Source organism: Acinetobacter sp. ANC 4654, from assembly GCF_002135425.1.
Lineage (GTDB): Bacteria > Pseudomonadota > Gammaproteobacteria > Pseudomonadales > Moraxellaceae > Acinetobacter > Acinetobacter kyonggiensis.
On the sequence record NZ_NEGL01000015.1, the window covers coordinates 16,855 to 31,870 of the forward strand.

At 37.6% G+C, this 15,016-nt stretch carries 13 protein-coding genes, 1 tRNA gene and 1 pseudogene; 7 read left to right on the forward strand and 8 right to left on the reverse strand.

Annotated elements, in window-relative coordinates:
* Nucleotides 1–366: 366 nt before the first annotated feature.
* Entirely contained in the window at nucleotides 367–576 is a 210-nt protein-coding gene (locus B9T24_RS15960; RefSeq protein ID WP_004648869.1) for a cold-shock protein, read from the reverse strand.
* A gap of 428 nt (nucleotides 577–1,004) precedes the next feature.
* Between B9T24_RS15960 and B9T24_RS15965 the strand changes: the two genes are divergently transcribed.
* From B9T24_RS15965 to B9T24_RS15980, 4 genes are all read left to right on the forward strand, one after another.
* Nucleotides 1,005–1,081 (forward strand) — tRNA-Met (locus B9T24_RS15965).
* Between the two features lie 156 nt (nucleotides 1,082–1,237).
* Nucleotides 1,238–1,597: a hypothetical protein gene (locus B9T24_RS15970; RefSeq protein WP_086166696.1), complete on the forward strand. Its 360-nt coding sequence runs from the start codon at nucleotides 1,238–1,240 to the stop codon at nucleotides 1,595–1,597.
* Between the two features lie 152 nt (nucleotides 1,598–1,749).
* Nucleotides 1,750–2,019 carry a hypothetical protein gene (locus B9T24_RS15975; RefSeq protein ID WP_086166697.1) on the forward strand — a complete coding sequence of 90 codons (270 nt, stop codon included), beginning with the start codon at nucleotides 1,750–1,752 and terminating at the stop codon, nucleotides 2,017–2,019.
* Nucleotides 2,020–2,314: 295 nt separating this feature from the next.
* Entirely contained in the window at nucleotides 2,315–4,954 is a 2,640-nt protein-coding gene (locus B9T24_RS15980; RefSeq protein ID WP_086166698.1) for a bifunctional aconitate hydratase 2/2-methylisocitrate dehydratase, read from the forward strand.
* 233 nt (nucleotides 4,955–5,187) lie between these two features.
* Here the strand turns inward: B9T24_RS15980 and B9T24_RS15985 are convergent.
* A pseudogene (locus tag B9T24_RS15985) lies at nucleotides 5,188–5,882 on the reverse strand (IS5 family transposase); the annotation flags it as partial.
* Nucleotides 5,869–6,000, reverse strand: a complete 132-nt coding sequence (locus B9T24_RS17320) for a hypothetical protein (protein WP_265733465.1) — start codon at nucleotides 5,998–6,000, stop codon at nucleotides 5,869–5,871. The pseudogene B9T24_RS15985 and the gene B9T24_RS17320, both read right to left, overlap by 14 nt.
* 578 nt (nucleotides 6,001–6,578) lie before the next feature.
* On the opposite strand from B9T24_RS17320, the gene B9T24_RS15990 reads away from it, so the two are divergent.
* Nucleotides 6,579–7,736, forward strand: coding sequence for an MFS transporter (locus B9T24_RS15990; RefSeq protein WP_086166699.1), 1,158 nt, complete (start codon nucleotides 6,579–6,581; stop codon nucleotides 7,734–7,736).
* Between the two features lie 35 nt (nucleotides 7,737–7,771).
* Here the strand turns inward: B9T24_RS15990 and B9T24_RS15995 are convergent, their stop codons facing one another.
* Nucleotides 7,772–9,262, reverse strand: a complete 1,491-nt coding sequence (locus tag B9T24_RS15995; RefSeq protein WP_086166700.1) for an amidase — start codon at nucleotides 9,260–9,262, stop codon at nucleotides 7,772–7,774.
* Nucleotides 9,263–9,702: 440 nt separating this feature from the next.
* Here B9T24_RS15995 and B9T24_RS16000 point away from each other — a divergent pair, with 440 nt between their 5' ends.
* Nucleotides 9,703–10,131 (forward strand): hypothetical protein, encoded by a 429-nt coding sequence (locus B9T24_RS16000; protein ID WP_413772576.1) that lies wholly within the window; start codon nucleotides 9,703–9,705, stop codon nucleotides 10,129–10,131.
* A 64-nt stretch (nucleotides 10,132–10,195) separates the two neighbouring features.
* On the opposite strand, the gene accC is transcribed toward B9T24_RS16000, so the two are convergent.
* From accC to B9T24_RS16025, 4 genes are all read right to left on the reverse strand, one after another.
* Complete coding sequence (gene accC, locus B9T24_RS16005; RefSeq protein WP_086166702.1) at nucleotides 10,196–11,563, reverse strand: acetyl-CoA carboxylase biotin carboxylase subunit; 1,368 nt, start codon at nucleotides 11,561–11,563, stop codon at nucleotides 10,196–10,198.
* A 17-nt stretch (nucleotides 11,564–11,580) separates the two neighbouring features.
* Nucleotides 11,581–11,994: an acetyl-CoA carboxylase biotin carboxyl carrier protein gene (locus tag B9T24_RS16010; protein ID WP_086166703.1), complete on the reverse strand. Its 414-nt coding sequence runs from the start codon at nucleotides 11,992–11,994 to the stop codon at nucleotides 11,581–11,583.
* Nucleotides 11,995–12,010: 16 nt separating this feature from the next.
* Nucleotides 12,011–12,466: a type II 3-dehydroquinate dehydratase gene (gene aroQ / locus B9T24_RS16015; RefSeq protein ID WP_086166704.1), complete on the reverse strand. Its 456-nt coding sequence runs from the start codon at nucleotides 12,464–12,466 to the stop codon at nucleotides 12,011–12,013.
* 1,439 nt (nucleotides 12,467–13,905) lie between these two features.
* A complete protein-coding gene (locus B9T24_RS16025) occupies nucleotides 13,906–14,505 on the reverse strand; it encodes a LexA family protein (protein ID WP_086166733.1) in 600 nt (199 codons plus the stop codon).
* A gap of 124 nt (nucleotides 14,506–14,629) precedes the next feature.
* Here B9T24_RS16025 and B9T24_RS16030 point away from each other — a divergent pair, with 124 nt between their 5' ends.
* The gene (locus B9T24_RS16030) at nucleotides 14,630–14,980 is read left to right on the forward strand and encodes a hypothetical protein (protein ID WP_004648987.1); all 351 of its coding nucleotides are present in this window, start codon (nucleotides 14,630–14,632) and stop codon (nucleotides 14,978–14,980) included.
* The last annotated feature ends 36 nt before the right edge of the window (nucleotides 14,981–15,016 follow it).

A 15,016-nucleotide genomic window follows, 5' to 3' on the forward strand; every position in this document is an offset into this window, starting at 1 on the left:
ACGATATTTCGGGTTCGAATAAGCCTGATGTTTAGATATTGGAAAATATTGGCGAAAAATAGTTTAAGGGGGTCTGTAAATGGTCTTCTGGGGGATGCTAAATAAAAAAGAGTAATTTAGATGTTATAATTTTTAGCTCAGAAAATTTATCTAACTATTGGACAGGTTTAAATGAGTTTAAAGGTGGGGTATATAAAAAAATCAATGCAGAGACCATCTAAGAAAATGGAAATGTCAATTGGTTTATAGCTATGCTTTGAATGATTAATGTTGATTGTAATATAAAACCCAGATATGCAAAAACGAGAGCTAAGCTCTCGTTTTTTAATCTTAAACTACCTTACTGATGTAAGAATAGCTTTAAAATTATAGTGCTACGATGTTTACAGCATTCGGGCCTTTTTGACCTTGAGTGATGCTGAATTCAACTTGTTGACCTTCAGTCAAAGTTTTGAAGCCAGAGTTAGCGATTTCGCTGAAATGAGCAAAAACGTCAGGACCGTTTTCTTGTTGAATAAAACCGAAACCTTTAGTTTCGTTGAACCACTTAACAGTACCTTTAACAGTATTAGACATAATACAATCCTATAAACTTTAATATTTTTTGGTTTACTAAAAAACCGATGTTAACTTGAAAATAAGAATGGAACTTTAAATCTGAAAAAAACGAAGGATTATGACTAAAACTGCGAAATAAGAGAAGATTTACCAGAACAAACTTTTTTCTAGTTGATGAACATAGTATACTTATAAATAAGAATATGCAACTTAATTTATAACTTTTTTTGTTTTTTATGCTTAATATTTTAAATTTATTATTTAAATATTAAAAATCAATAATTTATTTTGGTTTTCTTATTGTCTTAACTTAAGTAGAAGGTCGGTGAATTGAAGTCAACAGATGAGAAATGGGTCGTGAGTTAGAAATACAGTTTAAATTTTCAATTAAAGTTGAATAAAGTTTGCTTTGTTAATCTTTAGGGCGTATAAAGGCACTTCGTTGATGCGGGATGGAGCAGTCTGGTAGCTCGTCGGGCTCATAACCCGAAGGTCGTTGGTTCAAATCCAGCTCCCGCTACCAACGAAAGAATATCAAGTTTATAGCCTAATCTACACAGATTAGGCTTTTTTTATGCCTATACTTTAAGCTTAAACTGGTATTTTTCCTTATATAAAGGCTGAGTGATTTCGTATTTTTATGAACTTTGATTATGATATGAAGAATAGGAGAATGTTCATGAATAAATTATTCACTTTAATTGTATTGGTTGCTTTGGTTGGATGTGCTGAAAAAAAGCCATTAACACTTGAAGAGCAGTGGAAAGGGTATTGTACGAGTGTTGGTAATGCTGCAAATACAATTATGTTTGACCGTCAAAATGCAATTGAAAAGAAAGCTGCATTAGAACACGCGGATAAAATTGAAGATGCGACCACAAAAACATTTATCTTAGATATTATTGAACAAGTTTATGCATTTCCACTTGCTGAAATTGATGCAAATCCAGAAGAAAGCCGTAATCAATTTAAGCAAAAAATTACAGAAAATTGTATTGCGACACCGCATGACAAACTACCTAATTATAAGCCGTTCTAAGGAACGGTTTTTTTATCTGATTAGCATTGAATTATCTAAAATAGCCTAAGCAAACTAAGAATAAATTGTCACATTTCAATTAATCATAATTATAGAAAAGCATATCTGAATAGTGAATAATAAAATGAATAACGAAAAATAAGGAGTGATCAATGGACGTTGTGGGGTATCTACATCATGCAGACTTGCTCTTAGAAGATGAACAAGGCGTTGCCATTATTAGCGGAAATCACTATGTGCTTAGTTTAGGTGATAAAGTTTATATTCAACATATAATTGATCAAGAAACGAAGCTTTATCAAGTTCATATTTCATTTGCCAGCGCAGAGCATGCTATGCTGCATGAAGATGAAATTCAGATTAAATTTGAAGGTTGTCGTGAGAGTTTGCGTGAATATATTCACGCAACGACAGTACACTAAGGTTGAATATTTTTCTTTTTAGAAAAAGGGCAACATTAGGTTGCCCTTTTTATGTATAAATTCTAGTCAAAAGTTAAGTGCTGCCCTATTAAAGGTGTAAATTAGAGTTAAATCGGTCGTGAATTAATCAAAAAAGGCATCATTTAGCTACAAAATAATGAGCATCACGAAGAAACACTGCTACTGCATTAACTTTTAACTAGATTTTTAGTAAAATTTAGTTGTCCATATTACTTGTGAAGCTCGAAAGAAGCTGGAATTCATAAGTAATTTTTTAAAAAAGAGGAATAACACCGTGCTAGAAGCTTACCGCCAACACGTTGAAGAACGTGCCGCACTCGGAGTCCCACCGAAGCCACTTGATGATGCTCAAACAGCTGACTTGGTTGAACTATTAAAAAATCCACCAGCTGGTGAAGAGGCATTTTTAGTTGATTTGCTAGAAAATCGTGTTCCTGCAGGTGTTGACCAAGCTGCTTATGTTAAAGCGGCTTTCTTGGCTGCTTTGGCAAAAGGTGACGCAACTTCTCCTTTAATTTCTAAAGAACGTGCGGTTTACTTACTAGGTACTATGCTTGGTGGTTATAACGTAGCACCTTTAGTTACATTGCTTGATGATGCTGAACTTTCTGAATTAGCTGCTGAAGCGTTGAAAAAAACACTTTTAGTATTTGATGCGTTCCATGACGTAGCAGATAAAGCTAAAGCGGGCAATGTAAATGCTCAGGCAGTTATGCAATCTTGGGCTGATGCTGAATGGTTCACAAGCCGCGCAGACGTTCCAGAAGAAATCAAACTGACTGTATTCAAAGTTACTGGCGAAACGAATACGGATGATTTGTCTCCTGCTCAAGACGCTTGGAGCCGTCCAGACATTCCATTGCATGCAAATGCGATGTTGAAAAACGTACGTGATGGGATTAACCCAGAAGTTCCTGGTGAAGTTGGTCCACTCAACCAAATTAAAGAATTGATCGCGAAAGGCAACCAAGTTGCTTACGTAGGTGACGTTGTTGGTACGGGTTCAAGCCGTAAATCAGCAACTAACTCTGTACTTTGGTTCTTCGGTGACGACATCGCTCACATCCCGAACAAAAAAGACGGTGGTTACTGCTTAGGTTCTAAAATCGCTCCAATTTTCTTCAACACGATGGAAGATGCTGGTGCGTTACCGATTGAGATTGACGTTGCTAACATGAACATGGGCGATGAAATCGTTCTTAAGATTGATCATGCTGCTGCAAAAGTAACTGCATTCAAAGCTGGCGAACAAATCGCTGAATCTGAATTGAAAACGCCTGTTCTTCTTGACGAAGTTCGTGCGGGTGGTCGTATCAACTTAATCGTTGGTCGTGGCTTAACCACTAAAGCGCGTGAAGCTTTAGGTCTTCCAGTTTCTACATTGTTCCGTGTTCCAGTACAACCTGCTGCTACTGGCAAAGGCTTTACTCAAGCACAGAAAATGGTTGGTCGCGCTTGTGGTCTTCCTGAAGGTCAAGGTGTACTTCCGGGTACTTACTGTGAACCTAAGATGACCACTGTTGGTTCGCAAGATACAACAGGTCCTATGACTCGTGACGAACTGAAAGATTTGGCTTGCTTAGGTTTCTCTGCTGACCTCGTTATGCAATCTTTCTGTCATACAGCTGCATATCCAAAACCAATTGATGTTCAAATGCAACACTCGCTTCCTGATTTCATCATGAACCGTGGTGGTGTGTCTTTACGCCCAGGTGACGGTATTATTCACTCTTGGTTAAACCGTATGCTTCTTCCAGATACAGTTGGTACTGGTGGTGACTCACATACGCGTTTCCCAATTGGTATTTCTTTCCCTGCGGGTTCTGGTCTTGTAGCATTTGCTGCGGCGACTGGTGTTATGCCATTAGACATGCCTGAATCTATTCTTGTTAAGTTTAAAGGTAAAATGCAGCCTGGTATCACACTACGTGACCTAGTACATGCAATTCCTTACTACGCGATTCAAGCGGGTGATTTAACTGTAGAGAAGAAAGGTAAGAAAAACATCTTCTCTGGTCGTATCCTTGAGATCGACTTAACAGAAATGGAAACTGACCTCACTGTTGAGCAAGCATTCGAATTATCTGATGCTTCTGCTGAACGTTCTGCTGCTGGTTGTTCTATCACGCTTTCTGAAGAGAAAGTTGCTGAATACCTTCGTTCGAATATCACCATGCTTAAGTGGATGATTTCTGAAGGTTATGGTGATGCGCGTACTATGGCGCGTCGTGTAGAGAACATGGAAAAATGGTTAGCAAATCCATCACTTCTTAAAGCTGATGCTGATGCTGAATACACTAAAGTGTATGAAATTGATCTTGCTGACATTAAAGAACCAGTTCTTTGCTGCCCGAACGATCCAGATGACGCTAAACTTCTTTCTGATGTTCAAGGCGTTAAAATTGACGAAGTATTCGTTGGTTCTTGTATGACAAATATCGGTCACTTCCGTGCGACTGGTAAATTGTTAGAAAAAGTTCCAGGCGGTGTATTGTCAACTCGTTTGTGGATTGCTCCACCGACGCGTATGGACGAACGTCAGTTGATGGAAGAAGGTTTCTATAACATTTATGGTAAAGCTGGCGCGCGTACTGAAATGCCAGGTTGTTCATTATGTATGGGTAACCAAGCACGTGTAGCTCCGAACACGACTTGTGTGTCGACGTCTACGCGTAACTTCCCGAACCGTTTAGGTCAAGGTGCGAACGTTTACTTAGCGTCTGCTGAACTTGCATCTGTTGCTGCTGTACTTGGTAAATTACCAACGCCAGAAGAATACCAACAGTATGCAGCTCAAATTGACAGCATGTCTTCTGACATCTATCAATACTTAAGCTTCGACAAAATGGGCGATTATACTGACGCTGCTGCGAAAGTTGATACCAAGAAAATTGCTGCTGCTCAATTGACTTAATGAGCGAGGATAAAGGAAGCACTGCTTCCTCCGAGCGCAAGAGTAAAGCTATGCTTTACTTTGAAAATTAAGTAATAAGCGGTATAAGATGAGGGCTGATTAATCAGCCCTTATTTTTTTGGCGGCAACCCATGTCAGGATTAGATAGAAACCGAATTACTTTATAAAGATGATAGTATTTTTGTCAGTGAAAAATTGAATTTGAAGAGCCCAGGGCTTTGTTGCACAGAAATTTAAAAATTAAAGCGGCCTAATTCCGTAAATTTATTTAATACTGCCACACGTACATGAATTTCATTGACTTGGTTTTGGAGGTTCCTTGCACTGAGTTTATCTCCCAATAATTTGATGCAATGCATCTTGGTTTCTACCAAACTTCGACGATCATAGCCCGACCATTTTTTCAGATTGTTCTTCCTAGACGTTTGACCATTTTCAGTAATTTATTTCTCTCCACTGATCTCGCTCTTTTGTCTTTCCATGGCTTAGCATTTCTTCTAGGTGGAATGACTGCATGTGCTTGCAGATCCTGCAATAACTTCTCGGCAGTATTTCGTGTCATAAGCTCCATCTGTATACACGGAATCAATTCGCTCATCTTTAGGGATTTACTTGAGTAAATCACCTAGCATCTGAGAATCGCTCACATTGTTTGTGGTAAGTTGAACAGCTCGTATTTGAAGGGTTTTCAACATCTATACCAATATGTAATGCCATTGTCGACGATATTCAGGTTGATGTTTTTTACGTTTCCACTCACCTAAAAACCTCAATCTGATACTGTAAATAAGTAGATGGAGACTGCCACTACTTTTTTGATATCGAATCGTAATGTCAATATGTCTTTGTCTTCTACAAATTGTTGTTTACGAATATCACCGATATTCGGAGCTGTCCAATCTAAACCACAAAGTTTAATGAGGCTCTGCTGCACAAATTGACTCTGATACCTCCAAAAAATGATCATCCGAGCGATTAATATTGTCTTTGGCTGTATTGATAGCATTGATCTTTTCCTGATCATAAAAATCATCTTCATAGTCCATGTTTCTCCTTAAATCTCACTACCCAATTTTTTCTCAATGTGGCACTTCACAATAGCTTCAATGGCGGTATCTGCTGTTTGCTCAACTTCTTTGCTATCAGCACGTGGACCAACATAAAATACTATCTATCTTGAATACGATCTTATCAAACTGATTTTTCTTTTTTAATCAGCTTTCAGCATAATTCCCCAGTCTAGCACTGGCACATTTTTAACTTTCAGAGCGCTAGCTAAGACAGTCGGTAATTGCTCATAAGTCATCTCAGATACTTTCATTATTTATTTCCAATTTTTTGAGTTATGAATTTTAAAAGATCAACCGCTTTCACAGTGTGTTCAATGTAGAAGTAGAGCCAAGTATTCATATTTTATTAAAAGATATTAAATGTATAGCAGAGTATTATGGGTTCTTGAAAAAGAGTGGTTTTTGAGCAGTATACAAATTTTGTAATAATTTAGATTGGAAAGATTTGTATACTCATTTGTATACAGTTGAACTGCAAATGAGTACTTTTAAGTACAAACCTATACAACTCTTTATTTTATTAACTCTTTGAAAATACAACTGATTACAATCATATGCTCTCCCTACCTATTCATCACCGCCTTGCAGGATTCTACTTTTTCTACTACTCGATAGTAGGAACCTTCATGCCATTTTGGAGCCTTTATCTAGAAGATCAGGGTTTTAATTATCAAGAAATAGGGCTTTTATCTTCTATAGCCATTGTGACACGTTTTTTTGCGCCATTTATTTGGGGTTGGATAGCGGATAAGTCTGGCAAAAGAATGTTGTTGGTACGTATTGCGACTTGGGTTGAAGCTTGTATTTGGTTCATGATTTTTCTCATTCCAAATACATTTCAATCGGTTGCATTACTGATGCTTATTTTTAGCTTTTTTCAAAATGCCATTTTAGCGCAATTTGAAGGGGTGACTTTATTTTGGTTAGCTGAAAAACGCACCCAACTTTATGGAAAAGTCCGAAAATGGGGTTCTATCGGTTTTATTGTTGCTGTTTTTGGCATAGGGGCTTTACTTGAAATCGTGCCAATTTCGATGCTGCCTATTATGTTGCTATGTATTGCATTTTTGGCATTTATTTGGTCTTTCACGATCAAAGAGCCGACTACAGCACCTCAATCACAGCAGCAGTTAGAGCCATTGTTACCAATCTTAAAAAGACCTGTTGTTGCTGCATTTTTTGCAATTGAATTTGTTTTATTGTTTTCTCACGCGCCATTTTATAGTTTTTATAGTAACTATTTACACCAAGTTGGCTTTAGCACCACTGAAATCGGTTTTTTGTGGTCGGTTGGGGTGGTTGCTGAAATTATCATGTTCTCTTTTGCACATGTTTTTTTAACCCGATTCTCTTGGCGCTATTTAGTGAGTCTTTGTTTGGTGTTGACTGGCATCAGATGGATGATTGTTGGGCTATTGCCGAACTCATTTGTTGCTCAGTTTTTAGCACAAACCATTCATGCTTTTAGTTTTGGCTTATTTCATATGATTGCCATGCGTGTTGTGTTCCAAAATTTTTCTATAGGGCAGCAAGGACGTGGGCAAGCCATGTACAGCACGATGTGGGGCTTAGGTGTGGCTTTAGGGAGTATCTTAGCAGGCCGATATTGGCAACTTATCTCTGGGGAAGTGATTTTTATTATTGCTGGCTTTGCAACTTTTATCGGCTTGTTGTTTGTTCGCTGGCTTCCAAAACATATCCAACAAGCCTAAAAAGCTTAATAACGTAAATATAGTGTGACTATTTTTTAGAGTTGAATTTGACTATAACGATTAAACCACGGCTGTGCTTGTTCAAGTTGAGCTGCCAGTTGTAGTAATACATCTTCTCGGGCAAAAGGTGCAATAAATTGCGAACCTAAAGGTAGGTTGTCTGCATTCCAATACAGTGGAACAGACATTGCTGGCAGACCAGTGATATTAGCTAATTGTGTAAAAGGAACCCATGTTAAATTTTCTTTTACAATTCGATCTACCAATTTTCCTTGAGCCAATAAATGTGCCTTGCCTAATTTTAATAAACTTTTCAAAATGGGTTTTTGCCAGTGAGGTAATTTAATTTCACCGTTTTTAGGTGCAACAGACGCGGTTGCTGGTGTTAAGTACAAATCATATTGATCAAAAAAATGATTCATTTTTGTCGCATACACGCCCCAGTTGTTGAGATTGTGAATATATTCAAGCGCTGTCGTTTGTTTTCCAAATGCTGCAAGTGCCAATGAATCCAGTTCAAAATCACTATTTTTCGCTTGATGTTGTTGCTTAATTTTTTCAAGAACATAAGAAAATTGACTGAACCACGTGGTAATAAAATCTTTGGCTAGTGCCATACCATCAATAGGTGGTGTATCTTCCACCACAGTATGCCCTAATGACTCTAATAATTTCGCTGTATGTTGAACTGCTGCAATTGCATCTTTGGAAATAGGCGTACCGATAGGTGAGTGAGTACTAAAAGCAATTTTTAATGGTTTAGGTGGCTGTTGAATGATGTCTAAATAAGGACTTTGAGGATGTTCAATTTTAAACAAGGAGCTATGTTCTGCGCCGTGTGTCGCATCCAGCATGGCTGCACTATCTCGAACTGTTTTGGTCAGCACATGTTGAACTGCCGCCCCATGCATCGCTTCACTCATGTGTGGGCCCCAAGGCGTTCGACCACGGCTCGGTTTTAATCCAAATAAGCCACAGTAAGATGCAGGAATACGAATAGAACCACCACCATCTCCAGCGCCAGCAATGGGAACAATACCACCAGCAACTGCGGAAGCCGATCCGCCTGAAGATCCACCACTATTGTGTCTTAAATTCCAAGGGTTATGACACGTTCCCCAAGCATCTGGTTCAGTAATTCCTTTAATTCCAAATTCTGGCGTGTTGGTTCGACCAAGGGTCACAATCCCTGTATTTTCCCAGCGATTGACAATTTCAGAATTTTGTTCAGCAATATGATGAATTCGTTTTAAGCCCTTACAGCCATATGAAGTAGGATAACCTGCATATTCTTGAAATAAATCTTTCACTAAAAAAGGTACACCAGCAAATGGACCCGTTAATTGTTGTTTGGTTCTTTGCTCTGCATAGTCATACATCGGAATAATAATGGCATTTAATTGGGGATTCGTGTCTGCGGCACGCTCCAATGCCAAATTGAGTAATTCTGAAGCTAAAACTTCTTTATTTGCCACCAATTCGGCCAATCCTAGCCCATCATATTTTAGATATTCAGAAAGTTGCATTACTAGCCCTTGTTTTATTTTAATATAAGTCTCTGTTGTTGTAAGCGATTTTATATGAAGAAGCAAGATAGATCGGATGAGCCTTAGAAGGCCTTTGATTGTAGATAGCTTCATCAGCATGGTTGATTTAATAATGGTACTGATTCAGCAGAGAATCGAATTCGTTTAGCTCTCTAGTTTTGATATTTTTTTGAATTTAATTTTGAGTTGAAAAGAATAAATTTATGGACGTATTGCGCTAAAATTTCCTTTGCCCAGCACAGACTAAAATCGATTTAAAGGCATGGCTAAAACATAAATATATTGTTGTAATATGGTTGATAAATACTGGGTTTTCATAAAAACATGCTAAGTTGTATTTAGAAATTTTATCATTGAACTTATGATGTATGAAAAAAACATATCTTACGATTTTTCTCATATTGTGCTCATCTGTAGTGATGGCAAATGAGAACAAAGCAGTTGTTGCAACAGAAGAAATGGATCGAGTTGAAGATTCGAATCCTATTCGTATTGTAACGCGTCCCGAAATTGTTGGTTTGTGGGGCATGCAAATAGCAAATAATAAGAAATGTATTGAATATTATAATTTTAAAAGTAATAACAATGTGGTGATCAAGAGTGGACAAGAATGGTCATCGGGTATTTATGACTATCAATCATCCCAAGAAGAACGTAGTGCGTTACCAGCGCTGATATTACAAGTAAAATACGATAACAATGAAGTTGATTGTTCTGGTTATAACGAAGACCAAACAGGTGAAATTTCTCAATATTTCGTGCAGTGGAAAAATCCATCAACCATTAATTTTTGTAGCAGTGAAAAAGCAGATCAATGTTTTGCTACATTACGCCGTATTTTACCTTAGTTGCTGTAAGCATATAAAAAAACCGCTCTTAAAGAGCGGTTTTTTTATAGCAAAGAAGGTTAAGTTAAGATCCTTCTTTAACATGACCTTCTAATTTCTGAAGCAAATGTTTTTCTAGATAATGAATATCCATTGCTTGAGAACAGAAATTTTCATCTTCTAAAATCAGATCTTTATGCAAAGGAATGTTGGTCTTAATTCCAGTCAAGATCATTTCTTCTAATGCTTGTTTCATCCGCGCAATACACGTTTTGCGGTCTTTACCATGAGCAATGAGTTTAGCAATCATTGAGTCATAGTAAGGTGGAATACTATAGCCTTGATAGATATGCGAATCTAAACGAATACCTGCACCGCCCGGTGTATAGAAATGTTCAATTTTACCTGGTGATGGTAAGAAGGTCGTTGGATCTTCTGCATTGATACGGCATTCCATGGCATGACCATTACATTCAACATCTTCTTGTTGAATATTAAGACCAAGACCACCTGCAATGAGAAGCTGTTGCTCGATAATATCGATACCAGTGACCATTTCAGTGACTGGATGCTCAACTTGAACACGCGTATTCATTTCAATAAAGAAAAATTCATCATCTTCAAATAAGAATTCGAATGTGCCTGCACCACGGTATTGCATTAGTTTACATGCATTTACACAAGCTTCTAAAATATCAGCACGTGCTTGTTCAGGTAAGCCGGGTGCTGGCGCTTCTTCAAGCACTTTTTGATGACGACGTTGTAAAGAGCAGTCACGATCAAATAAGTGAATGGCATGACCATTACCATCCGCTAGAATCTGAACTTCTACATGGCGTGGTTTTTGGAGGAAGCGTTCCATGTAAACAGTATCATCACCAAACCACATTTCCGCATCACGCTGTGCTGCTTGAACTGATTCAAGTAATGTATCAACCCGTTCAACAATACGCATACCACGACCACCACCACCTGAAGCGGCTTTGACAATCAGCGGGAAGCCAATTTCTTTTGCTTCAGCCAATGCATTGTGGATTGTTACGGCATGCGCTGAACCCGGAACAGTTGGAACACCCGCTTTACGCATTGCTGTAATGGCAGAAACTTTGTTCCCCATTAAGCGAATGTGTTCAGGGCGAGGGCCAATGAAGATAAAGCCTGAGCTTTCTACAATTTCCGCAAATTCAGCATTTTCAGACAAGAACCCATAACCTGGATGGATTGCATCTGCACCAGTGATTTCAGCAGCAGTAATAATTGCTGGGATGTTTAAATAGCTTTCACTACTTGCACCCGGACCAATACATACTGCTTCATCAACAAAACGAAGGTGCATGAGGTCTTTATCGGCATCGGAATAAATACCAACGGTTTTAATTCCTAAAGTTTTGCAAGCTCGGGTAATGCGTAAAGCGATTTCACCCCGGTTTGCAATTAATACCTTTTGCAACATTATAAATCCCCGTGGTTTTACGCGCGATAGCGGAAAAGTGCTTGACCGAATTGAATCACTTCACCATTTTTCACTAAAATTTCTTCAACAACACCGCTCTGGGTTGCTTCAATTGGATTCATGATTTTCATGGCTTCAATGATCCCTAAAGTTTCACCCGCAGAAATGGTTTGACCCACTTTAACAAATGGCGCTTCACCTGGGCTTTGTGCAGAATAGAACACACCGACCATCGGTGAAGTTTCTACAGCGCCACGCGGCGTTTTAGCTACAGGAGCTGCAACAGCCGTAGGCATGGCTTGAACACCTGCCGCAACCACAGGATTACGACGAGTTAATGCGATGGATTGATCACCTTCTTTAACTTCTATCGCTTGTAAGTCAGATTCAATCATCAGGTCGATGAGTTTCTTGATTTTACGAATATCCATGAGACAGTATTCCTAATTATGATTGCGTAGTAGGTTGAATTTTTTCGATGGCATAATCGAGTGCAGCGGAATAACCTTTTGCACCTAAACCGCAAATTATGCCAACAGCTTTATCGGATAGATATGAATGATGTCTAAATGCTTCACGAGCATGAACATTAGACAAATGAACTTCAATAAATGGTATTGCTACACCAAGAAGGGCATCGCGTATTGCAACAGACGTATGTGTCAATGCTGCTGGATTAATAATGATAAATTGCACGCCGTGTTGCCCGGCTTGATGAATTTGGTCAACAATTGCACCTTCCCAATTACTTTGGAAAGTGTCTAACGAAATAGATGATTTTTGAGCTTGTGTAATGAGCTGCTGATTTATGTCCTCAAGGGTGAGATGTCCATAAACCTCAGGTTCACGCTTGCCTAGTAAATTAAGATTCGGTCCGTGAATGACCAAAATGGTCGAACTCATTCAGCTTGCTCCATTTCTAAGTTGCAATAATACTTTGCAAGATGTCTGCAAAGTTGCCTCATTATGGCACAAAATCCTACATTTTTTTTATAATTTCGTTAAAATGAAGTAGAGGATATGTGTCATATCAGCGCTATATATTGAGAACTTTGCAAGGAAATGGCAATGTTAAAAAATGACAATTTTTATGATTATTCTTTGTTTTTATATTCTAAACCGAATTGACCAAAACAGTTCATGTAAATTGTGTAACAGCTATTACTCGGTTATCAAAGGTTTGAATGTCTTCTCAGTCGGTAGCAATTGATCTTACTGCATCATTTTCCATAGTTGATGGTTGCCGTGGTAAATACTTATATGCAATTTAAGATAAAGAGATGTTTTATTTTAATCAGCTTTTATTCAGTCATTATGCTATTGGCGACGTTTTCATGTCTAGTATAAGTCATAAGCATTGTGTTGTTCTGGTTGCTTAGGTTAAAGAGCAAAGATACGACCTTTATGTTAAATAATTTTTAATTTTTTAAAATAAAACATATGCTTATTGTAGTTTTTTTGGTTTTGATTTATGTGCGTTATAAGCTGTGTGTTTAAGTTTTAAGGGGTAAGAAATACTGTCTTTGTAGTGGGCGATTTCGTATTCTTTTCTAAAGAAATATCGACATATGCAAAAAGTGATTGTTGTGCGATTAAATGCTAAATATGCGCTGTTTATATGAAAATGCAGGTTTATTTTATAATCATCTTTGTATGCAAAATAAACGTAAAAGGTCTAGATGAAAAGGATTCTTTTGAAGGAATATGGCTATCTTGAGGAACAATGGATTGACCTTTTAGTTCATGAATAGCATGCACATGGTGATTGAAAATGATTGCATGAGATGATGTTCATTGGCAAAAGTTATGTTATCGCTATTATAAAGTTCATTATTGGGCAATTGTTCGCTGATTTTACGATCAATTCATTTAAAAGTTCCTTTTTAATTCAGTCAAAAGAAACCGTCATACCTATTTTTAAGCTTTTGGCTTTGTTACTCAGATATACAGAGTCACCTTTATTATTGTGTGAGATAGAGGGCTATTGCTTTGTACAAAAATTAACATTGCTTAAATTCAAGTATGATCTCTCTATTTTTTGGCTTCTTGAATTTGTAACTTTTTCAAAAAAGGAAGAGTGAAAGCCTAACAAAGCGCTTAGTTGATCATTCGGATAATCAAATGGGTATAATTGACGATCTTTAAAGTCGTATAGGCTTGAGTAGTTACAGTTAATCGTATCTCGAGAGTAGATGGGGTGTTTACTGAAAGAGAATCAATCGGCTATAAAATATGGGTATGGCTAATGAAATTAACATTACTAAACAATGTGGTAAAACAGTAGTCCAAACAACTTAATCGGCATCAAAACTCAAAAGACGAATTTTATTCATACAATTTCATTATCTCAGTTTTTTTAAAATACAGGTCACAACGCCCCAAATAATTAATTGTTCTTCATCGCGTAAATAAATATCAGGATAATCAGGATTTTCTGCTTTTAACCAAATCTTGGTTTGGGCACGTTGTTGTTTTTCTTTCATCAGCCGTTTCAAGGTAAATTCATTATGAATTAATGCCAGAACAATATCGCCGTGTCCTGCGGTTAAGCTACGATCAATCAGGACTTGATCATCTAGGTCTATACCTGCATTTTTCATGGACAGTGAGTTTACCCGTAATACAAATGTACTTAATGGGTTATGCACCAAATATTCATTTAAATCGATAAAGTCTTCTGTGTAATCTTGAGCTGTTGAGGAGAAATCATCAATAGAAGGGTAAGGAATATTTAATGCTGTTTGATTTCGAATTGCTTGCAGCTCAATTTTCTGACTCAAATCATCTTCAGGTTTTGGCTTGAGCCATGCTTTTATTTCTAAAACTTTGGACTCTGGCACACGCATAACCACTGTTTTTTCTTGGTAGTGAGTTTTGCGTCCTGCATTTTTGCGCTTACCGCCGTGTTGATGTTCTATTATGCCTGAATCTTCTACTTTCATTTTTAGTCTTGAATTTGTAACTTTTTCAAGACTAGCAAAAAACCATGCAAATAAAAAGATTGCCAACACATTTATAATCTAGGATAAAATGCAGCATTCAGCTTTATGTAGCAAGGTATAAGCAATGATCCAGAAATCTCCTTTAGAAGAACTCATCGCAGAACAAAAGTTATTGTGTGAGGAGTTTGATTCTGCCTATATTAAAGTGAGTGGTGATGATGTTGTTGCAGTTGCTGTAGAAACATTAAATCAAGAACCGATTGTTGGTATTCGTAAAAAGCCTGAAACAGAAGAAAATGTTGCTTGGTTTATTTATGGTGGGGAACTTGGAGACGGTGAGGATTTTTTCCAAACCATGACCGTTCGAGAGCTTCAAGATATTTTGCCTGAAGTGTTACCGTACTTAGCTTTGGCTGAAGGTTTTCGTTTTATGATTGACCGTGAAGATTATGAAGATGTCTGGAAAGAAGATTAAGTCTAAAATTTTGGTCTCGATATTTTCCAGAGTGTA